We start from the raw sequence: 21,533 nt of genomic DNA on the forward strand, positions 1-21,533 counted from the left end.
GCCCATTGCTTCGCCGTCGCCGTGCCCGCTGGTGAACATTAATGCCGCGCCAACCTGGGCATGCTGAGCAAAACGTGGAAACATCGTGCGTTGGTTATCGCGCGTCAGGTGGAAGAAGCTGTCCCATGCGATGATGCCGTTAAAAGTCTTCTCAAGTGCCAGCGTGCGCATATCGGCAACATGCCACTGCGCCTGTGGGAACCGTTCACGACAGCGGGTGATCATCGGCTCGGATGCATCTACTCCCGTGACCTTAAATTGCTGCTGTAAAAAGTACTGCGCAATTGGAATACCTGCACCGCAGCCCACATCCAGGATCTCACCGCCAGCAGGAATCAGATCCAGAAAACGCGCCAACCAGTGCTGCTCGATGAAGTGCTTAATGCGGTAGTTATCCCAGACTTCGGCACCTTCCCGATACAGATCAATAATATGTTCAGCTTCTTTCTCGTGATTCATGATTTGGCTTCATGTGAGGTGGAGGGGGGAATCATAATGCTCAGCATTCTCTTGCGAAATCATATCGCTTCCTTATCTGAATTTTTTTCTAGCTCACGCTTAACGGCGCTCAACGTTCTGCGCCGAATCAAACCACTTCCCGCTCTTATCGCCAGCCAATAAGTTGCCATCTTAAAGTGAGAGGCTTTGTCGGGGCAGTGGATGAACGTTTCCGTAATAAGTTCGGACTGGCTGTCATTAATGATATTAACTTGATAGCGCAGCAACAGCTTTGCAGCACCCGGCCGCGCGGGCTGCTGATACTCTTCAGCGTCTGAAATGTTTTCCAGACCAAAGTCGGCGCGCCAAAACTCCCCTCTTAACCCATAGCAAAGTTCAAAATCAGAGGCGTGAAGAAGCGTGAAGGTTTGCAGACCGAATTGATCATCCTGGGATACAGGGGCCTTTCTTTGCAGTTTACGCGGCAACTGTCGTATCGACATCAATGCCCGGATCACCGCATCATGCTCAAGATCGAAGGCCTTGATAAGCGGAATGATCTTTTCCGGGCTGGTGGTTTGGATTAGCGCGCTGTGTTTTTCGTGGAACTGGAAATCAGGCAGGTAGGGCGGAACGTCACTCCAATTAGTCAGCATTTTCTTTGACACAAAACCCAGTGAAATCATCCTTAACCTCGTTTTGGGGTGTTAATGCAGAGCCCGTTGCATGCGGCACATGTTCACTAACATAGACAGGTTGACTGCGAAATTAAAGAATGGAATGCGCACTCGCAAGGGAAGGGGGGCCTGTAGCGGGTCATCCTAAGGATGAAAATGCGCCCGGTGGCGCATTTTTTTTGCGACTAAGGAACCAACCGGAGATATCCTGCACTGAACAAGATTCGCCCACTCAAATTTCGGAGAAGAAAATCGATGAAAAGCGCAACTGCAAAGTCCTATAAAAAAGCGAACGAGATGTTGAAAAGTGGCGAATTCAGGGAGGTTGTTCTGGATTTCAACATCAGTGCCGATGAATTTTTTGAACTTGCGGATCGCTGGGCAGAACGAGGAGCCAAAATCAAAAAAGAAGATGGCTCGTTTGTTATCAGGCTAGCTAAATGATGGTCAGCAAAAGTTAAAAATTGCGATCTACGCAACGTCGGACGAGGCGAAGTCCGCGTGGAGCAGGTCATAAGGCCTCAATAACAACAGACAGGCGCTTCATCACGTGATGAGCTGCCCGGGATAGCTGTCTTGTAGAGTTAATGCACAGCCCCAGAATCAGAGGACGCAGCGGCCTGTTCTTTAGAGGAACAAAATGTAAACGTCCCGCTTTGACATCTTCCATGACGTCGAGCCAGCACAGCACACTCACGCCGGCTCCTCCCGCAATGAGCGCTTTAATCAGGCGGATATCATTGCAGGAGATAGCGGTTTCAGGCAGCTGACGTGCATGGGCATAAATTGATCGGACACGTTCGTGAACGACCAGTGATTTACCTGGAAGAATATGCTTTTCTTCATTCAGGTCAGACAGGGAAAGCGCCACATTATCCTTAAATCTGTGCTGAGGCGGCAGAACAATGCCCATCTCGATCTCTGCGAAGGCGAACACTTCAAGTCCGACAAGGCTTTCCGGGTCGAGAATCAGTCCAAAATCAATTTCGGAATCCCGTACCTGCTGTGTGACTACTGCGCTGCTTTCAACATTTAGCTGGAGATCCAGCCAGCTATGCTCTTGAGCAATTGCAGAAATCTCGTCACAGAGTTGGCCCTCCGTCAAAGCCTGAACCAGCCCGATACTGACCTTACCGCGCCTGAGCCCCTTAATCTCATCAAATCTATGTTTTGTCACGTTAAAGTCACGTTGCCAGCGGAGTAGGTCGGTTTAGAGAAGTTCACCTGCCGTTGTCATACGCATGCCTCCCGGCAGTCGCTCAAACAAAGGTATACCCAGATCTTCTTCCGCCTGGAGGATCTGCCGATTAATGGCTGAAGCGGAAACGTGCAGCCTTTCCGCTGCTTTTCGAAGACTTCCATGGCGCGCAACCTCCATAAAGTAGGCTGCAAAACGGGAAAACGGACTCATGGCGACTCTGTATAGTTTTATGCAACAGGTACGTGCATTTATGCTGATGGATTAGTACACCTTAAATTACCCATACTGTCATGGCAATGCACAGGCTAATCATCCAGGCGATGAGATCGCGCTTTCGCACAGTACTAATAAGAGGTGAGTTTATGACACAAAAGAAGCTTCATTTAGCCTTGTTCCTATTCCCGGGATATCACCTCGGAGCCTGGAGATTGCCGGACGCCATTCCTGAAATAGATCTGGACATCGACCATCTGGTGCACGCAGCACAGCTTGCAGAAGCCGCCAAACTGGATGCCATCTTTTTCGAAGACCAGGCCGCCGTGCGTCGTAGTAATGATATCCTGGCGGGTGACAAATACGGTGCGGCTAACCCCCGTTCAATCCACTTTGACCCTACGATGGTGCTGCCGCTTCTCGCAGCCCATACCTCCAGATTGGGTCTGGCTGCCACAGCCACGACGACGTTTAACGAACCGTTCAACATTGCGCGTCGGTTCTCAACTCTCGATTTTATTAGCAAGGGGAGAGCGGGATGGAATTTAGTCACTTCCTTTAACGAAGATGAAGCGCAAAACTATGGCCTGGATGCCCATGTTGGCCACGCAGACCGTTATGGAAGGGCGGAAGAGTTCGTCGACGTTGTTAACGGCCTCTGGGAATCATGGGATGAGGATGCTATCACGCGGGATAAGCAGAGCGGTGTTTACTTCGATGTTGATAAAATGCATTTTCTTCAGCACCAGGGGACGCATTTTAAGGTTCGTGGTCCACTTCCGATGGGTCGCAGCCCACAAGGCCGACCTGTTATTTTTCAGGCCGGTGCATCAGAGCCCGGCCGTGCGCTGGCGGCACGAACAGCTGATGTGGTATTTACACTGCAATCCACCATTGAAGGCGGGCGCGCATTTCGTGCTGACATTCGTCGGCGCGCTCAGGAATTCGGGCGCTCACCCGATTCAATCAAAATCATGGTGGGGCTTACTCCCATCATTGCCGAAACAGACCAGAAGGCCAAAGAACTGGCCGATCAAATGTTAGCCCTGATTCCAGATGACATTGCCCTAAGTAATCTGAAACCCCTAGCGGGTGGGGTCGATTTTCGCCAGTTTGACCTTAATGATCTTGTACCAGAACTGCCTGAATCAAACGCGGGAAAATCGCACCGGGACGCAATTATGGCCATTTCCCGTGATAAAAATCTCTCCGTCCTTGAAACTGCCCGCTACTTCGCGGAAGGCAGTTATCTAAAAGCCATCGGTTCCCCAGCCACGGTTGCCGATCAGATGCAAGCCTGGCTTGATGCCGATGCCTGTGATGGATTCCTTGCCGTGCCCACTCATTTCCCAACAGGGGTAGAGGCATTAACTGGACTTCTGGTGCCGGAACTGCAACGACGAGGCATCTTTCGTACCGAATATGAAGGAACCCATCTGCGGGACCACCTCGGACTGACTAAATATTGACTGATAACAGAGCGTATAAAGCTAACAGTGCTGACCTGCTCCCCATTTATTCACACTGAATGCTGACAGCAATGTCCACACAGCGAGCACTGGGGACATTGGCTGTTATGGATGTCTGCTCTGTGCCAGAAGCAGACCATTCAACAAAATATTTCTAAGTGAATCAAGCATCCATACCAGCAGTTTAGATTAATCAACAGAGTTACCGGGAAGTCTTAGTAATAGACTATTGTAAAAAGCGTCTGTACGCTGTAGGTTGTTGAAAATAGGTTCGATAAATGGTGATTTCTCAGTTGGTTAGCCGATATCAAATAGATGTCCGCATATTAACTGTTAGCTCCCATTCGTGTGTCACCAAATTATAAGGATGCATATAATTTGTCTCAATATATAAAGTTAGGTGATGACCAATTTCCAATACAGTTGGATCCACATGGTGACAATGGTGCTTTTAAAGTTATAGGTGACTGTGTTTGGGCAAAAGCTGAAGATGAAATTACACCGGATTTTTTACGCTCAAGGATCGAACCTTGGCTAACCGCACTTTTTCAATCAGAGCACCTTAATCTACTTGTCGGCGCAGGTCTTAGCTCTGCTGTACAGGAATCGGCAACAGGGCAAAAGCCACAAGGTATGGGATGGATACAAGATCTAAAAGTTTGTAAATTGGAAATAGATGCTTATGTAGAAAAAACAGCAAAAGCTGCTGGTAGAGATAAAGGTAATATTGAAGACCAAATTCGCTCTATTAATGAATTAATTAAAGGTTTAGAAATCCTCGTTGCGTTAAACCCACTCCCTATAGTGCCACCGCCGCCACCAAATCCGCCATATAGATATTTCCCAACTGAGTTAAACCTGTTAAAAGAAGAGCTTTCAAGGTGTTTGAGGCAGTTTGCAGAATCGGTAAGCAATGGTGAAAAATCAATCCGTGACGCTAGACCTGATAAAAAGATAGAAACATTTAATTATTTAGTTAATTTTTTGATGAGTTTTTCAAGTCGAACTGCGACACGTGATAGGTTGCATATTTTCACAACAAATTATGATCGGATTATTGAAACTGGAGCTGAACTAGCTGGCCTTAGGTTAATTGATCGATTTGTCGGTAGTATCGCGCCAATATTTAGATCATCACGTTTAGAGGTTGATTATCACTACAACCCACCTGGTATACGAGGCGAGCCAAGATATTTAGAAGGGGTTGCTCGTTTTACTAAACTTCACGGTTCATTAGACTGGTTTGCTACCGAAGGAGTAATCAGACGTTTTGGGTTACCATTTGGTGCGACTTCTGTTGAACCATTTTTACAAGCCGAAAGTACTGGTACTGCTAACTACCAGCAGTTGATGATTTATCCAAACTCAGTCAAGGATCGTGAAACTTCAGAATACCCCTATGTAGAGTTGTTCAGAGATTTAGCATCAGCAACATGCCGCCCAAATAGCACCCTTATAACCTATGGTTACAGTTTTGGTGATGAGCATATAAATCGTGTGCTTAAGGATATGCTAACAATACCTTCGACACATATTGTGATTATTGCCTATGGCGATCCACTTGGAAGGATCTTGAGCTTTATAAAAGAAAGCGGACGTCGGGCTCAAATATCTTTATTACTTGGCAATCATTTCGGAGAACTAAAAATATTAGTCGATTACTACCTTCCAAAAGCAGCTATAGATCGCTCGTCAATTCGCATGGCCGAATTGTTAAAGTCTAGAGGTTTATATCCAGCAACGTTCAAAAGTAAATCAGGTGGTGAAGAATGAGCTCACTACCTATCGAACAAGGTGAACAATTAAGGATAGGAACTGTAGACTTTGTTTCACCTAATGAAATTAGAGCCGTACTTGATATCGATTCACCAGATTCCGTTGCCTTAAATGCTGGAACCCCAAGAAACTTCCCAAGAGTAAATAGTTATGTTTTAATCTTTTGTGATAACGGCTATTTGGTTGCACAAATCGAGTGGCTTGCTGTTGAAATTTCGTCCTATCCTAAACAAAGAGATATTCAAGATTTTGGTTTAGTTAACCTACCCTTTCCACAGAAAAAAATTAGCTTAAATCCAGTCGGCACTCTCAAGCGAGTTTCGAAAAAAGGCGTTGATTCATTTAAATTTCAACGGGGTTCAGAATCATTTCCTTCAATTGGTTCTGCCATCTTACTGCCGACGGATTTTCAGCTTAAATCGATAGTAGAATCTGGCAATAATCGTAGAGTTATTATTGGACATAGTCCGCTTGCAAATAATGCTAACGTCGCAGTAGACCCTGATAGATTATTTGGTAGGCATATAGCTGTGCTAGGCAACACTGGCAGTGGTAAATCCTGTTCAGTTGCAGGGCTTATTCAGTGGTCGTTAGAAGCGGCGATGGAGTCAGAAATCAGGCCAAATGCAAGGTTCATTGTGCTTGATCCAAACGGTGAATATACCCGAGCGTTAGGCCCATCTACAAAATTCAAAGGCCGAGTATTTAAAGTTGAAGCGGGGCAAGATGAAAACCAACTACGAGTACCCTCATGGTTTTGGAATAGTGCGGAATGGGCGTCTTTTACGCAAGCAAGCCCTAAAGCACAATTACCTTTGCTGAAGCGTTCATTAAGAGCAATGCGGAACGAAAATTTTAAACTGGAAGTTGATTCAAATATCGAGATAAAACGTTTTTTAGGCAATGTGTTAGTAACACTAAAGCATGATAAAAGCTCAGGTAAACCATTCGGAAACTATGGTCCTGCCATTGGGTTTTGGGAGCTACTTAAAAAGTGGAAGGCAAGCTTAGAGCATTATCGCGACCTTACTAGTGCTACACAATTAAGTGATCCAATAATAAAAATGCAGTTATATATTGATGAGAGAACTAAGAGCGATACCAGAAAAAATGTAACTATGCAAGCCACCGTACCTGAGATTGATGTATTAATTGAATCTGTTGAATTGGTTTTCAAAAGTTTTGGTGGCAATGAAAATGATTTATTTCCCAAAAATGAAGATATTCCAGTTCCTTTTGAAGGATGGAATTTAGTCTCCTATTTGGAAGCCTTGGCTCAGGAAAATGGAAGCGAGCAATATGTTGAATATTTAGTTACCAGAATCCGTACAATGCTTTCAGATACAAGAATGAAACCTATTACCAATGACGCAGAACAAAAAGTTGATTTAGCTAAGTGGTTAGAAAGTTATCTTGGTAAAGATGGCGATGGTAAGCATGATAACTATATTTCAATCATTGATCTGTCTTTAGTTCCAAACGAAATCACCCATCTAGTTACTGCTGTAATTTCAAGAATTATATTTGAATCATTACAACGCTACAGGCGGCTAAATAATAAACCCTTGCCTACAGTCCTTGTGGCTGAAGAAGCGCATACATTCATTAAGCGCTATCGTGATGATTCTGAAAATCAGGATGTCGCTACTGTTTGTTGTCAAGTGTTTGAAAAAATAGCACGCGAAGGAAGAAAGTTCGGCCTTGGTATGATGATTTCGTCCCAGAGGCCTTCGGAGTTATCACCTACTGTTTTATCTCAATGCAATACTTTTCTGCTACATAGGATTAGTAACGATAAAGATCAAGAGCAAGTAAATAAAATGGTACCTGATAATTTACGCGGATTGCTTCGAGAGCTACCATCACTACCTTCTCAGCATGCAATCTTAATGGGCTGGGCGTCCGAGCTTCCTATTCTGGTTAAAATGAAGAATCTAGCAAAAGAACAGCAACCTCATTCAGACGATCCTGATTTCTGGGATGTGTGGACAAGAATAGATGAAAACGGGAACCCAGTTGAGCGAAATACTGATTGGGATGCAGTTGTGAAGGAATGGCAGCAGAGATAACAGCTAACAAGCCTCTCAAATATTGAGCGCTTCTCACTTAGCTCTCTAATTACTGGAGAGTAGAGTGTAATGTCAGGAATTCGTTTAAAGGATACCTGATGACTACTCAGTCTGTCAGCTTTGTGCCACAAAAAGAAGATCTCATCGTGTAAGATTCTTAATTTAATGATAACTAGAATTAAATTTTCAAATCAGACAATTAAATAACATGGAGTGATAGAGCATGTTTTTATAATTTCCAACTGGGCGGAAATATCTCATTATTATCGCGGTGGTTCATTATTATTAGGAAATGGAGCCAGCATGGCAATAGATGATCGCTTCGGTTATTCATCAATTATTGAGCATGAACGTGAGCACGGATTTCTAACTAATGATATTGAACAGTTATTTTATTTTTTTAATACCGCAGACTTCGAACTTGCATTAAGATTGGTGTGGCAAGCACCAAATGTTAACCGCTCGCTAAGAATTCAAGATGAAAGAACACATGCTGCATATGTGCGAGTACGCGAATGTTTGATATAGTCAGTGAGAGATATACATCCTGAGCATCAAAGAATATCAGGGGACTTGCCTTCAATATATCACTTTATCAAGAATTTTAGAACAGTTGTTTCATTAAATTATGATTTAATAATTTATTGGGCAATTATGTATGGCACTGGAATATATGACAATCATTCTCTGAAAGATTGCTTTGTTAGGGGGCAGTTTTATGAAAATTGGAGAAATTTTCGGAATCCACTATATTACGGGGAAGTTACTACGCTTGTCTTTTGTCCTCATGTCAGCTTGATTTTATGCCGCAATAGTGTTTAGACTGAGTTTAAAATAACCAACCATGAGCAGGGTTTACTAGAAACCGTACTGAGAGAGTGGCAATCCGAGCAAGTAGTACCTTTATTCGTCAGTAAAGGAACCTCTCAGCAGAAGATAAATTCAAAATAGCAGCTACTTAAACACTGTGTATAGAGAAGTTCTCACCAGTTTGGATGATTGCCTGGTCATCTATGGTTGGGGATTATGTCCACAAGATGAATATATTTTACAACGTATAGCTTCATCAGGGATCAGAAAGATTGCAGTTTCAGTTTATATGAATGATCAGGCCTACTGTAGCAGGGTTTTTGATATAATCATTAGGATTTTGGGTGTCAATGTTCAAGTGGATTTCTTTAATAGTGAAAGTCCTAATTGTTGGAACAACATTGATCACTAAAAAGATGATGCAGTCTATTCAATATTTAAATGAACCTAATGCTACTGTATATTCATCTTAAAGCTAGTTATCACCTCGGCTCCTAACTCATAGGGAGGCTTAAGTGCCCCTTTGCAAGGCCGATTGTGGCCAGTATTGGGCATAGCTAGGACCCTAGTATATTAATCATCGGATTGTTGGTCATGCTGACACGCTCACCGATGATTAAGACCCCCCAATTTAAGTATTGCCTTCATGAGGGGTGTGAACAACTGCGAACTTCTGTTCCTCGCTCATAGCTGCCGACGATTATCCTTCTACAGGCCGGTTAACAATGGACAAGATTGTTCCACTCCTGCCTCATTATTTCCCATAATTCAGAGTCCAATACACCTTCTATATATCGTTTCTTACCAGTCTGGATAAGCCGCCACCCTGATTTGTAGATATTTTTTTCGAATCGACATTTATGCTTGCCTTGGGAGCACGCTGGATTTCCCGCTGAAAAGTGTTAAACCAGAATTCCGTAACCACCTTGCTGGCTTTTGTCATTATCCTTTACGCTGACATTCAGGCACAAGCCAAAATCCCCGATTGTTGTCCTGTTCGTCTGAAAGACATATAAGACCAATAACGACGGATGGGACCTAGTTTCGCCTGATTGTCCAGAACCAAGCCGTTCCTTTCTCTGATGCAGGCAACGCAATCGTGTTGATATAGCGGCGTGCATCATCGTCTGGGAAAGAACATGGAACCCCTTGTAGCAAGATGACAAACAATTTCCCATTGCGGAAAAATTTGCTGAATTGGATGTGTATCTTTAGCTTGAAATGGTTGAAGATAAAGACGTGCAGTTTCTAGTTGAGGAGCTTTCATAGGTCATCCTTATACGAAAAAATTACCAATTCAGAAATTAATAGCATTTTTCAAAAAACTTAACGAATTTCACAAGTCTTTGTTTATTCCCAGTCTGCACACTAGCTAGCGTTTCAGGGGTACCAAGTTAGATTGGCAGTGAGTAATGTTCGCACTTCGCTCATAGCTAACCATACCACTCTAGTCTGGTCCGTTCCGTGCAAAGAGCGGACGTTAGTCATTTACGCTAAACTAAAGAAAGGATATCAATTTATTTTATAACATTAAAAAACCATTTATTTGGAAATTAATTTCAACATTGGTGTTTGGAGATGAAGATGGAATTGCTCACTGTCATTCATGCAAACCATCTAAATAGTATACAGCTCTGGATAATTGTTAAAAAAATAACCATGAGCTAATTGTTGTCTTGCGAGAACTTTCATTTCATTCCAGACACTTGGATGGTGCTTCTCTGCAATTTCATTTCTTTTATTTTTTAATTGACTAGCGGAACCACCGTTCTTTTTAAGATTATCATAAGCAACCAATGCGTCTTTATAACCAGCATAAGCACTGCGTCTGGCTTTACTTAAGTAATCTCGTTCGTTAAGTCCCAACGTTTTTAGCGTATAAACTGCACGTTTATACTCACTAGTTCCAATCGGAAACCTAGGAACAAATAACCCTGTAGTTAAGTCCAAGGTGATAAAATCAGTTGGATCATCATAGGCTGGATCTATAAACATTGGGTTTCCAGGTGTAGGTGGCACTACTGGTAAATTTCTCAATCTTGTTATATCAAATTGGTTACCTTGTTGATCAAATACAGCAAACTTATCCTTTTTATGAGATCCGTTACAGGGGCCACAGGAGAATAGATAATTTTGCCAGACGAAGGTTTTTTCAGGAAAAAATGCTTTGGGCCAAATATGTTCTACCTCATCAGCCGCGGAATCCTCGCAATAATGACAACGTCTTGCACCACAACAAATTAGATCTAGTGTATCCCGGATTGATTGAAAATGATTCCTATTTTTTGACTCCCAAGAATTTTTTGCTGAATTGACTTTTTCTTCATACGAGGGTTTATTATTAATGACATTTTGTTGATCTTGAAGATACGTTTTTACGGGGCCAAATATACTAATTTGTGTAAGTTTAAGCATTATTTTGTGTCCAAGGTTTCAATCATTGAACCGAAGATAGCCTGAAGCTTAGATCTTTTGTCTCTTTCACTATTATTTAGCTCACCGGAACGAGAGCGGACATTCAGATATGCTAATTCATAAAACATTTCTTGTGCTTTTTCTGAACGCTCTATACCTACGCCAAATGCTCCAGAACTTATGGCTTCTACAATGTCATCATAAAGAAGACGATCAAGTGCTACCCCTGTAATACGTTCGGCGATTCCATTTGTTCCGGGAAGTGAAAGTCTTGTTATCGAGCCAGTAATTGCACCTTGGCAGACAAGGGGGCTATGTGTCGTAACAATAAATTGGATATTAGGGAAATGTTCTGTTAGCCATGGACCTATCAGTCGTTGCCAGCGCGGATGAAGCTGAACATCAATTTCATCTATAATGACAACTCCAGGCACAACTATTTTTTTGTTTTTATCACTAAATATTTTATCTGTACCGGATTTTTGACAAAGCTGACGAATGAGTTCAAGCGTCATACTCAATACTGAGCGAAAACCATCACTGAGGTTATTTATATCAACTAGTGCGCCGTTAATATCTCTAAATATAACACCTTCAGGAGTGACTTCTTGAAGGGTTTCACCGTTAGGAAGGAAGCCTTCTTGGTTAACAAACTCTTTGATTTTACTCAATAAGTCACCTGAAAGAGATTTTTTACCTTTTCTTTGGTCATTTAGTTTATTGTGATCTAAATAAATCAACCAGCTGATGATTTCTGTCAATGCCACATCTTCGCCAAATAGTGATAGGTGACTTGCTAATCTTGGCATTTGGTAAAATGTTTTTTCATGGACCTGATTGCCACCCGTGAAACGTCGATAAGGTCCGAACGAGAATGCACACCATCCACTGCCCCCACCCCATATGTGCCTGTTAGGTGAAGGAGTTATTTCAGTGGAAGTGATACCGTCTTCAGAGATTTTAACTGTTGCTCTTAATTTATCAGAAGTCGTTTTACCTTTCCCAGACCACTGATCAATTTCACTTTGAGTAAAATTAATGCTGATTTTGGCTTCATTGCTGCCCTGCCGAACCCACTGTTTCCAATATAAACGAAGTCCCATCGCTTGCTGTGGGCCCATTATGGCAAGCGCACAGGCTCTGAGAAACGTGGACTTCCCTGAGCCATTGTCTCCCAGTAAGACATGCCAACCTGTAAGCGAATCATTTTCTGTTAATTCCCAAACAAAGTGGTTAAGTGATTTAAGATTCTTAATCTCTACTTTTGTTAACAGCATAACTGTCCTTGAAAGTTTAAGGATGGCATAAAATATTTATGTGCTATTTTGTCATGATTAATGACAATATTCCACTGATATTTTATGTTTGCATTTACTAATGGAAATTCTACTACCTTCCATTTTATATCATTTTAAAAAAAACACATATGTTTATTTTTTGTAGGAATTTAAAAAAATCTCAAAAGATTAATATTTAATTTCCAAAATGTCGGGCATTGTTCAGAATTCGGTTTTGTACAGCACTGTCATGGTCTATTTAAAATAGACCCGCATGAATTCAACTATCTATAACTATAACCTAGGGGATGGGGATGAAATTGCAATATTGATAACTATTTGTGTGCATAATTTATCTAGAGTTAGGCAAGCCATGACAGCAGTCCAACACAACTCTCACAAAATCCCTTCGGTAACAGTCTTTGCTTAGAATCATCTAAATTCCTTTATAAATTTCTAACAGCCATGAAAACTCATTCATTTCTCGAAAAAAATTCAATATCCCACATAGCTATTCTACTATCAATTAATATTAAGTGTTTACGACCCGATTAAATATCCATTACGTATTAACAGATGTTGACTTTAAAGTTTAGATCCACTCCTCGTTCTTAGCAATCCGATGATGCGCTTGGCCACCCGATAGTATTTACCCTATCCGTTAACGAACCATGCAACAGCTATCTGATGTATTCTCTGTAAGCCAAAAAAGATGAGAAAAATGACTGACCAGAAAGAATCTTACTGGAACTGCATGGTTTCCGAACTGACCATGATTGATTCTCCCGTTTCCCTATATTTCTATGCAGCTTCCAGTCATCAATTCTTGCCTAGAGAAGTTAGGAAAATATTCTTGCCAGCTGCCCGGAACCAATTGCTGGCTATCCAGACAAAAGGGGACAGCCCAGACCCTCAATGCATTCGAGTAGTAAAAGGGGGGTAATGATTGATTAAAAGATGAATGTTTGGGATAAATCAACATCATGTGTCCCTGCCCATGTTGATACTTATGCCCATATGCAAACATTTGATAAAGATCGGATTGGGCGATGTTATATTTTTTATCTGTCTGCCAAGCTGACTGATCAATAAGCTTCCATTTCGTATCCAGAATCTGAGCACCATTCGACGTGCTCAGCAAAAGATCTGGTTTAAGCCGGAACATGGCTTGTGGTTTATCACTATTGCCTACCGTGTGCTCAAGCAGATGTTGAGAACTGGCTTGTGATACAAGTTGGCTTCCTTTACGAATATGCGATCTGAGTGAGACCTCAACATATTTTTCGAACAGCTGTTCCATCGGGAACAGGAGCGATACACCGTTATGATTGCCTTGCTGAAAATTCGGGTTCATTTTCTCAAGGATTAACTCACACCAGGGGCGTACGTCATTGTAGACCAGCATCAGCTTGCTATTGTTCCAATGACTTAGTTCGCGATGTGGCTTTGTCTGTAAAGGAATTTCAGCCATACGATGTGAGAGCTCATTCGCCAGTCGCCAGTTTTCACTGTTCTTGCAAGTTGCCAACACATAGTTTAGTGCAGTTTTCAGCAGGCGATTTTCCAGACGGTCCGGAGAATAAACATCATGGCTGATATGGAACAGGTGCTGATGTGCCGGAGATTGCAGTTGCTGGCGCTGGATTTGTAATTGTCCGCGTATAAAGTGACTTTCTTCATCTACACGGCGGTAGTCAAAACGCAACCCTCTGGTAACCAACATCTGCAACTCAGACAGGAACTGGCTAAAAATCCATTCGTGTAAAGGAACATTCATCCGCATAAGTTCAGCTGGACCAGCTACCCGTGGTCGAATATTTAAAATGGCCATGAGCATGCGCTGTAAGACCTTCCGTGTTTGCTGAGGATTATCATACCCAAGGTTTGCCTTGGGTAAAATTTCTATCCCTTCGCCATCCGGACTTTGCAAGTATCCGACATAACTGCCTAATTTCAGTGCGCGATAACCACCAGACAATAACAATGGTTCCTCACCTTTCCAGTTTAAGCTCAGTTCCTGCAACCATTCTAATGTTGCTGATTTTATTACTGCACAGTCCAGAGATGATGTTGCACGTTTATCCGTGGTCAAGCGGGCGTACTCACGTACTTGTATCATCAGCTGGCAACTCCACCTTTGGGCATAATCCCTTGATATGATGCGGCCTTCAAGAAAGCACTTCGATTAATCCGGTATCTGCGATCGTTTAATTGGCTTGTAATGGACTCGGGGAACAAACCTTCAATGGCGCGTTCGATATTACCTGTCTGGATAAATCTGTTTTCAGGTGCTTTCTCGCTATCGTTCAGTACCCAACCTATGCGTTCCCAGTCTGCAAAAAAATACTCTTGCAACAGGGGAATGATGCGTTTCTCAAAAACATCAGCAGTCAGTTTACGTTTTTCATCCTCAGATTTAGCATTCATCAGCGGCCAGAAGTACGCGTGCCCTAAGGTATGATCACGATCGAGTAAGACTTCTATGCGTTGATTCATTACTGTCAGCAATTCGCCGACATCAACGCCAAATACTGAGATGCCAGAAAGTAAATCGGGCTGTGGCATGAGTTCTACAAACTCAAAGCGACGGCGTAACGCCAGATCAAGTTGGGCTAATGACTTATCTGCCGTATTCATGGTGCCAATGACATACAGGTTGTCAGGTACAGCGAACAATTCTTTGGAATAAGGCAGGACGACTGTGCGTTCATCAGCTCCCCCCTGCCGCTTGTCTGGTTCCAGCAACGTAATCAACTCCCCGAAGATACGGGAAATATTGCCGCGGTTCACCTCATCAATAATCAGAATGTAATTCTGGCGCTCTCTGGCGTTGCTTGCTTCATGAAATGAGGGAGGCAGGGAAATACGTTGTTTATCTAACTCAGCAATCAAAGCATGCCAACTGATCCGATAGAGTGGATACAATGTCTGCTGAACCATTTTTGTACTGCCATTAAGTGCAAGGATGTTCAGTTCAATATCCTTTAACACCCAATTTACCTTGCGCACATGCGCATACTCACCCGACTCTTCAGAGTCTTCATCAAATGAATAGTCTGAGGTGACAACTCCAACTGCCTGAACGGTTTCAGCGTTTTTCAGGCACAACAGAACATCCCCAACCTTTACATCTTGCGAAAAGGCGTTAAGGGCATTGTGGTTGGGATTACTCAATGAGTCCCAGTAATCCTGCTGTTCCTGTGTCTTTTGCTCAAAGGTCTGAGTTAAATCACCAGCTTCATTCCAGCCAATACGTGCTTCACCTGCATTGATGTAGCGATCACGCATTTCTTTTTCATGGGCGCGACCAATAGAGATTTTCCAAATATCTGGTGCTTGAGAGAGTCCGATCTCTTTTGCTGCAACTGCCTTAGCAGCACGATCGGCAATTTCTTTGAAAACACCTCTCTCGATCTTGTATTTTATGCCCTGATTTTCCTCTGCTACCTCAGCGCGGATCCCCTCAATAAAATCCTCATAAGAAAAACTTTGATGGAAGGTGGTAAACGCGATGCGTTTGTCAGCACACAACGTTTCGTATTTGTTTTTGATTTCCTGTCGAAGCTGCTCAGCACTAAGATTCTGACTTTTCAGATCGCTATACCAAGAGGGTTCTGCCAACAAAACTGCTCGTTCCAGCGTAGAGTAGGTTTTACCAGTTCCGGGCGGTCCAAAAAGAATCTGATTAAGTGATGTGTGATTTTTTACTGATTTCTCTTTATTTTCCATAGCAGGTAGGTCCTTCGCTGGTAGGGGGGCATACCAATCACACAGTGTAATTAATTGCTCAAGAGTGCTAATCTCAACAGCCCACGCTGCATTTCCCTTAGCAAGGGTTGGCGCGTGTGTTGTCAGGTGGTGGTTGCGGCTCTTGCCTATCTCATAGGCGACGACTTGGGAAAGGTTCGGGTGGGTAGGTTGCTCATCAACAAATATTTTAATTTTCTTCTTTTTCTCGGGGTTCTGACCTGGATCAAATGCCAGCGACCTCTTTGCATCCGTTTCATAAGCAATCAGATCTGTAGTTGACGATCGTATATGAGGGAAACGAGTACTTAAATATTCGTTTGCAACAACCGAAGAGAATGCACTGCTCTGATTTTCATACCAGGCTTCATACGATATTTCAGAATATGATTTTGACTGCGTACTGTCCAGCCATGACAACAACTCCTGGTAGGATTGCCAGTTCTCTTTAGGCAGTTCACGCCCTTTTTTCTTGAGCCAGTGCTTCGTCTGAGCATCTACAGGGAAATATTCCTCCGGTGATAAATAAAACAAACACTCAGTGAGTTTGGCGAAACCGGTATGAGGGATATTCAGAATTTTGTCGAAGAGTTCACCATTGATTTGTCCCCCATGCAATTGATGAAATAGTGCCCAAAGACTGGGCACCATGTCGGCAGAACGTTCTCTCTCATAAGGAAAGAGCCAGACTTTGAGTGGCTGTGCATTTGGAACACCGTTGAAATCGATTGGTGCGGAGATTGGTAAACCAGCTCTTTCCAGCAGAGCGGCAAAGAGCTCAGTACGTTTGACCACGCCATACTTCATAAAAGTTGCAAAGAAAGTGAAAGGGTCTATCACTTTCAGCGGTTCTCTGCTTCCATCCGAAAGTTCGTCTTCCAGACCTTTATCAACGCCTATTTCTCGTAGAATTTTGACCAATTCTTGCTGTTTATTCTCGTAATCAGCAATCCAGTTGCGAACGTTTTTAAATACAGGGATCCAGCTATACTCAGACACCGACTTTCTCCTCGATGAAGACTCTCCATTTGGTAGTTTGATGCTGTTGCATTATGGCTGTTTTATTGGTCAGACGTTTGTTCGCAACAGCTGTAGCTCTATCTCATGTGAGTAACGTACTTTGTTAATGTTTTCCTAGCGGGTTGGGTCGTTCTTAGAAGCCTTTTGAAAATCAATTTATTGGTTAACGCAAAGTGTTTTTCCATTGTTGCACATCAGCCAAAGGGGTGGGGAACATTCTTCCTGTGCAAATACCCAAACATCTTAGCAAAATGATTTAGTCTGCTACATGTCCTCCAAAAGCTCGTCAGCATTACTCAGCTAGCGTTGTCGACGCAGTCCCAAAAGAACTGACCTCCACGTTGATCAAGACACTACGAAGTAAGTAATGCCTTGCGAACTTCCGCTGTTCGCTCTAAAGCGGCCCCTAACCTCAGGAAACCATCACTCAAAAATCCCGCACCCAACATCCACAATCACCCTCACTCAACAAACTGGCTAAAACGTAAAAGATAGCCATCCGGATCCTGAACAAGAAACTCTCTCTGACAAGCCGTGGTTTCTCCAATCTGATATGTGTTTTCACGCAAATCCCGATACAGCGGCACGCCATATTTCCTCACCCGTGCCAGCACACACGCAATATCATCTACCTCAATCTGGAAATTCACGCCGCGCCCGAGCGGTTTGACGAGTTCTGCGGTATTCCAGCCTTCGGCGTGAAACTGCTCAAGCATCAGCTGTGCTTCGCCGAGGTTGATGTAAGCAAATTTGGGGTCGCTTCGTCTGACCATAATCTGAAATCCCAATACATTAGTGTAAAAATGCAGTGAGGCAGTGAAGTCCGTCACGGTCAGTTCGGGCACCATCCGGTTCCAGTAGGGCTCATGCTGAACGGTCATTGCTTATGTCCTTTTAAATAGCACGACCTAAAGTTGATGCCGCGCAACCTGTTCGCTCATGCCGCGATAAAAGATAAATGAGTGTATTAAGAGCATCACGTTAACCCATTCAAACATCTCTTCAACCCCATATCCCCATCGCTCTGCCACCCAAAACAGCACCCGAATAAAGCGCTATCGCCACGATACTGATACAAGTCCCACATGAAATCGCCCGCGCTGAATTTCCAGTGCCCAGGTAATGCGTCTCCAGGACGATAATATTGGCTGCCGGGGGAAGCAGGCAGAGGAGATACAGCGTTGCCGGATTTTGTGTAATAAGAGGTGCGTTGAACTGATTGGCTATCAGCAGCAGCAACGAAACCAGCACAGCGAAAACTATTGAGCGAGTGATAAACGGACGCAGTTCGAGTCGAAAATCGCGCATCGATATTGTCGTCTTTGAAAGCCAAATGCCCAACACGGCCATGCCAAGAAAACTCATCATAAATTTGGCAATTTGATACAGGCTATCAAAGTGAATAGCCACCGAATCACTCAGCGGAATCAATGCTGCGCCGATCATCAGAGCGATGACGGGCGGGGTGCGCATCAACGTGATTGGATTAAAACTCTCGCCGGAGAGCATGCCTGCGCCCAGCGAGTTTCCGACAATTGAGCTGCCGACATAGGCGGCAATGATAATGGTCGCAGCATCATTGCCGAATAGCACGCTGGCGACGGGCAGACCCAGCCAGCCGATATTAAGATAGCTGAAACAGAGGTTTTTTATTGGGTCAGCAAAAACATAGCGACCTGCCAGCAACAGCACCATCATGCATATCGCAGTGGCGATAATAATGGTGCTCATGCTATGAAAGCGGGTCGATATATTAAAGATGATCACGATGGGAATAGCGATGCGCGTCAATATCCATGACGCAGCCGTTTTGCAATCCCAGGCGGTTTTACCCAGCAACCATCCGGCAAACAGATAAATAAGCGGAAAGAAAATCGTCACGAAACGTCCCTGATTAGCGTGTCGACCACTCCCTGAAGGAGGGAGTGGTTAAAAATACACGCTAACAGAGGTCGTTCAGTGAGTGCAACGATGCAACGCGAGTTTATGCGGTGGTATTGATGTTGCGGCCAACAGCGGGATTCGCCGGCAGTTGCGGAATCGAATCAAGAATTCCTGCTGCCATTGACTGCTGATTATCCAGGGTCTTTTTCAGTACCAGGGTGCTCACTTTACTGCTGAGGTCCATATTATCCAGACCGATAGCCAGTGAAGTAATCTGTGATACATCCATCTTGCTCTCCTTTAAAACGACTAATGGGGGGCGGAAACGGCTTTGAGAAAGCCTGATACGTCTATCGGCATCTAAGGGCAAAGCTTCACTGCTATCTTCGGAGATCCCCGATGCCAACTTGCTGATTCGTCCATTCCCTGGCTGCGCGATTATTTCGTCTGCGGCTGCCAGGTGCCCACATCCTGCGCATCAATCGCTTTCGGCAGCAGCTTGGCCTGATAAAACGCGTCCGCAATCTTTTGCTGCTCAGCCAAATCGCTCTTGTTCACTGGCTCGATCTGATAGCTGCGTTGCTGGTTCGCTTGTTCCACCGTGGCGAGCGGCAAATTACCCCACAGCGGAGAGAGAATCTTGGCTGCATCCGTTGGATGTGCTTTCAGCCATTGAGCTTCCTGGTCCAGCGTCTTATACACAATGCCCAGCACCTCAGGATGCTTCTGCGCATAAGGCGTCGACACCAGATAGTAGCGCTGATAACTGGCGAGACCTTTGCCGCTCACCAGCACGCGCGTGTGCTGCTCGACTTTCGAACTGGTGACAAAGGGTTCACATGTTACCCACGCATCGACGCTGCCGTGTTCCAGCGCGGCACGCCCATCAGCAGGCGTCAGCCATGCAGGCGTGACATCACTGAATTTCAGTCCCGCCTTCTGTAACGCGGCGATCAGCAGATAATGGCTGCCTGCGGCTTTAGTGACGGCAATCTTTTTACCTTTTAAATCCTGCAGCGATTTGATGCTGGAGTTGGCGGACACCAGAATGGCCTGAGCTTCAGGCGAGGGGGTTTCGCGCGCGTAATACGTGAGGTCCGCGCCAGCCGCTTGGGCGAACACCGGCACGGTATCGGCGACGTCAGCAGAGAGGTCAACGTTGTTGAGATTCAGTGCTTCCAGCAGCGGTAATCCGCTGGTGAACTCGTGCCATGTCACCTTAATGCCGCGATCGGCGAGCGCCTTATCCAGATCGCCACGCTGCTTTATCAACGTCAGCAAGGTGGAGGATTTTTGATAGCCGATGCGAAGTGTCTCTTCGGCATTGGCGCTGGCAAGCAGTGAGGAGAAAAGCAGTGAAGCAAGTATTGTCTTTGTAATGTTGCGCATGTGAGTCCCTGAAGGTGTTATCAATTTTTAAAAATGATAAAGCCGCTCACGAGGCAATCAAAACCGCAAGTTTGCATAAGCTCTGCACAATTACAGCTATCACAGTTGCGCGGTAATCGCCCGCAGATGCTGCCGTAACACACTATGCAGCGCCCGAATCGCGGGAGAGAACTGCTTACGATGCGGGCAGATTAAATGCAGGGGTGTGCTCTCGCCGGGGATCTCAGGCAGCACCCGTTCCAGGCGGTGCTGTTGAATGTCTTCACAGACATCAATCCAGGATTTATACGCGATGCCCATGCCATTGATAGCCCAACGGCGCGCTACTTCGGCGTCATCACAGAGTAAGCGACTTTTCACCGTGATTTGGCGGCGCATACCTTCCTGCGGGAACGTCCACTTGTCATAGACATGGCCGCCCATCACAAACGGCAGGCAGTGATGTTGCGCTAAATCTTCCAGTTGTTGCGGGCGTCCGTGTTGGTCGAGATAGGCTGGCGACGCCACCATGATGCGGCGATTGTCCTCGGCGAGCGGTAATGCCACGTAACTGCTGTCTTCCAGTTTGCCGTAGCGAATGGCGATATCTACCGGATCACGAAACACATCACTGATTTGATCGGATAACGATAAACGAACCGATAAGGCAGGGTGTTCACAGCAGAAGTCGGTGATCAGTGGCAAGAGGATATTGCGACCAATATCGGAAGGCATCGCGATTTTAAGTTCGCCGCTCAGTGCGTCTTCGTGACTTTGCAGGCTATCGGCACCTGCGTGCATCAGAGCCAGCATCTCCTGCGCGTACGGCAGATACTTTTCACCCTCGGCGGTCAAGCGCAGGCTACGTGTGGATCGCGCAAACAGGCGACGATCCAGTTCTCGCTCCAGTCGCTGAATCGCGGCGCTCACTTGCCCGGGCAGCAAATTTACTTCACGGGCCGCGCGCGAAAAGCTGCCCAGTACGGCTGAACGCACAAACAGCGTGACATCTTCCAGTCGGATCATTTTCTTACTCATCGTCAAAACAGGCAGGGATTTTCACTCTAAGAGTGAAAGTGTTGCTGTGCAATCGGCATTTTTCCTCAGCGTGCAGGCCGCTATGCTGAATCCAACTTACCTAACACCCTGATGAATTGAGGAACGGCTTG

Annotated in this window: 17 protein-coding genes and 2 pseudogenes; 5 read left to right on the forward strand and 14 right to left on the reverse strand. The window is 44.6% G+C overall.

All coding sequences use genetic code 11. From position 1 onward, the window contains the following. Positions 1-459: methyltransferase domain-containing protein (locus tag RT340_RS03530; protein WP_313374121.1), on the reverse strand; the 459-nt coding region annotated here is incomplete at its 3' end. 59 nt (positions 460-518) lie between these two features. Further along, a complete protein-coding gene (locus RT340_RS03535) occupies positions 519-1,124 on the reverse strand; it encodes a hypothetical protein (RefSeq protein WP_313374123.1) in 606 nt (201 codons plus the stop codon). Positions 1,125-1,370: 246 nt separating this feature from the next. On the opposite strand from RT340_RS03535, the gene RT340_RS03540 reads away from it, so the two are divergent. Beyond that, on the forward strand, positions 1,371-1,559 hold the full coding sequence (locus RT340_RS03540; protein WP_283216287.1) for a hypothetical protein: 189 nt from the start codon (positions 1,371-1,373) through the stop codon (positions 1,557-1,559). 67 nt (positions 1,560-1,626) lie between these two features. On the opposite strand, the gene RT340_RS03545 is transcribed toward RT340_RS03540, so the two are convergent. Next, positions 1,627-2,292 carry a LysR substrate-binding domain-containing protein gene (locus RT340_RS03545; protein ID WP_313374126.1) on the reverse strand — a complete coding sequence of 222 codons (666 nt, stop codon included), beginning with the start codon at positions 2,290-2,292 and terminating at the stop codon, positions 1,627-1,629. A gap of 33 nt (positions 2,293-2,325) precedes the next feature. Beyond that, on the reverse strand, positions 2,326-2,526 hold the full coding sequence (locus RT340_RS03550; protein ID WP_313374128.1) for a LysR family transcriptional regulator: 201 nt from the start codon (positions 2,524-2,526) through the stop codon (positions 2,326-2,328). Between the two features lie 152 nt (positions 2,527-2,678). On the opposite strand from RT340_RS03550, the gene RT340_RS03555 reads away from it, so the two are divergent. The 4 genes and pseudogenes from RT340_RS03555 to RT340_RS03570 all read left to right on the forward strand — a co-directional run bounded on the left by RT340_RS03555 (position 2,679) and on the right by RT340_RS03570 (position 9,065). Beyond that, positions 2,679-3,998 carry an LLM class flavin-dependent oxidoreductase gene (locus RT340_RS03555; protein ID WP_313374130.1) on the forward strand — a complete coding sequence of 440 codons (1,320 nt, stop codon included), beginning with the start codon at positions 2,679-2,681 and terminating at the stop codon, positions 3,996-3,998. Between the two features lie 378 nt (positions 3,999-4,376). Beyond that, entirely contained in the window at positions 4,377-5,771 is a 1,395-nt protein-coding gene (locus tag RT340_RS03560) for an SIR2 family protein (RefSeq protein WP_313374132.1), read from the forward strand. Beyond that, positions 5,768-7,843 carry a helicase HerA domain-containing protein gene (locus tag RT340_RS03565; RefSeq protein ID WP_313374134.1) on the forward strand — a complete coding sequence of 692 codons (2,076 nt, stop codon included), beginning with the start codon at positions 5,768-5,770 and terminating at the stop codon, positions 7,841-7,843. Before RT340_RS03560 ends, RT340_RS03565 begins: the two co-directional genes overlap by 4 nt. Before the next feature lie 216 nt (positions 7,844-8,059). Then, a pseudogene (locus RT340_RS03570) lies at positions 8,060-9,065 on the forward strand (DUF4917 family protein). A 307-nt stretch (positions 9,066-9,372) separates the two neighbouring features. Here the strand turns inward: RT340_RS03570 and RT340_RS03575 are convergent. From RT340_RS03575 to RT340_RS03620, 10 genes and pseudogenes are all read right to left on the reverse strand, one after another. Then, positions 9,373-9,920, reverse strand: a pseudogene (locus RT340_RS03575) (GNAT family N-acetyltransferase). 350 nt (positions 9,921-10,270) lie between these two features. Next, positions 10,271-11,068: a hypothetical protein gene (locus RT340_RS03580; RefSeq protein WP_313374136.1), complete on the reverse strand. Its 798-nt coding sequence runs from the start codon at positions 11,066-11,068 to the stop codon at positions 10,271-10,273. Next, positions 11,068-12,345, reverse strand: a complete 1,278-nt coding sequence (locus RT340_RS03585; protein WP_313374138.1) for an AAA family ATPase — start codon at positions 12,343-12,345, stop codon at positions 11,068-11,070. Before RT340_RS03585 ends, RT340_RS03580 begins: the two co-directional genes overlap by 1 nt. Before the next feature lie 793 nt (positions 12,346-13,138). Beyond that, positions 13,139-14,464 (reverse strand): McrC family protein, encoded by a 1,326-nt coding sequence (locus RT340_RS03590; protein ID WP_313374140.1) that lies wholly within the window; start codon positions 14,462-14,464, stop codon positions 13,139-13,141. Then, the gene (locus RT340_RS03595; RefSeq protein WP_313374142.1) at positions 14,464-17,091 is read right to left on the reverse strand and encodes an AAA family ATPase; all 2,628 of its coding nucleotides are present in this window, start codon (positions 17,089-17,091) and stop codon (positions 14,464-14,466) included. The genes RT340_RS03590 and RT340_RS03595 overlap by 1 nt, the downstream gene beginning before the upstream one ends. A 482-nt stretch (positions 17,092-17,573) precedes the next feature. Beyond that, positions 17,574-17,993 carry a VOC family protein gene (locus RT340_RS03600; RefSeq protein WP_313374144.1) on the reverse strand — a complete coding sequence of 140 codons (420 nt, stop codon included), beginning with the start codon at positions 17,991-17,993 and terminating at the stop codon, positions 17,574-17,576. Positions 17,994-18,114: 121 nt separating this feature from the next. After that, on the reverse strand, positions 18,115-18,993 hold the full coding sequence (locus RT340_RS03605) for a permease (protein WP_313374146.1): 879 nt from the start codon (positions 18,991-18,993) through the stop codon (positions 18,115-18,117). 103 nt (positions 18,994-19,096) lie between these two features. Then, positions 19,097-19,285, reverse strand: coding sequence for a YjfB family protein (locus tag RT340_RS03610; RefSeq protein ID WP_097118832.1), 189 nt, complete (start codon positions 19,283-19,285; stop codon positions 19,097-19,099). Between the two features lie 149 nt (positions 19,286-19,434). Further along, positions 19,435-20,385, reverse strand: a complete 951-nt coding sequence (locus RT340_RS03615) for an aliphatic sulfonate ABC transporter substrate-binding protein (RefSeq protein WP_313374148.1) — start codon at positions 20,383-20,385, stop codon at positions 19,435-19,437. Positions 20,386-20,484: 99 nt separating this feature from the next. Further along, positions 20,485-21,390, reverse strand: coding sequence for a LysR family transcriptional regulator (locus tag RT340_RS03620; protein ID WP_313374189.1), 906 nt, complete (start codon positions 21,388-21,390; stop codon positions 20,485-20,487). Positions 21,391-21,533 lie beyond the last annotated feature (143 nt).

The sequence above is a fragment of the Pantoea sp. CTOTU50773 genome (assembly GCF_032082325.1).
Classification (GTDB): Bacteria; Pseudomonadota; Gammaproteobacteria; order Enterobacterales; family Enterobacteriaceae; genus Pantoea; species Pantoea communis.

What these genes read in the sequence shown, in the direction of transcription:
- RT340_RS03535 (WP_313374123.1), bottom strand. Translation starts at nt 1,124, where the DNA reads ATGATTTCACTGGGTTTTGTGTCAAAGAAAATGCTGACTAATTGGAGT.
- RT340_RS03540 (WP_283216287.1), top strand. Translation starts at nt 1,371, where the DNA reads ATGAAAAGCGCAACTGCAAAGTCCTATAAAAAAGCGAACGAGATGTTG.
- RT340_RS03550 (WP_313374128.1), bottom strand. Translation starts at nt 2,526, where the DNA reads ATGAGTCCGTTTTCCCGTTTTGCAGCCTACTTTATGGAGGTTGCGCGC.
- RT340_RS03555 (WP_313374130.1), top strand. Translation starts at nt 2,679, where the DNA reads ATGACACAAAAGAAGCTTCATTTAGCCTTGTTCCTATTCCCGGGATAT.
- RT340_RS03565 (WP_313374134.1), top strand. Translation starts at nt 5,768, where the DNA reads ATGAGCTCACTACCTATCGAACAAGGTGAACAATTAAGGATAGGAACT.
- RT340_RS03580 (WP_313374136.1), bottom strand. Translation starts at nt 11,068, where the DNA reads ATGCTTAAACTTACACAAATTAGTATATTTGGCCCCGTAAAAACGTAT.
- RT340_RS03585 (WP_313374138.1), bottom strand. Translation starts at nt 12,345, where the DNA reads ATGCTGTTAACAAAAGTAGAGATTAAGAATCTTAAATCACTTAACCAC.
- RT340_RS03590 (WP_313374140.1), bottom strand. Translation starts at nt 14,464, where the DNA reads ATGATACAAGTACGTGAGTACGCCCGCTTGACCACGGATAAACGTGCA.
- RT340_RS03600 (WP_313374144.1), bottom strand. Translation starts at nt 17,993, where the DNA reads ATGACCGTTCAGCATGAGCCCTACTGGAACCGGATGGTGCCCGAACTG.
- RT340_RS03610 (WP_097118832.1), bottom strand. Translation starts at nt 19,285, where the DNA reads ATGGATGTATCACAGATTACTTCACTGGCTATCGGTCTGGATAATATG.
- RT340_RS03615 (WP_313374148.1), bottom strand. Translation starts at nt 20,385, where the DNA reads ATGCGCAACATTACAAAGACAATACTTGCTTCACTGCTTTTCTCCTCA.
- RT340_RS03620 (WP_313374189.1), bottom strand. Translation starts at nt 21,390, where the DNA reads ATGATCCGACTGGAAGATGTCACGCTGTTTGTGCGTTCAGCCGTACTG.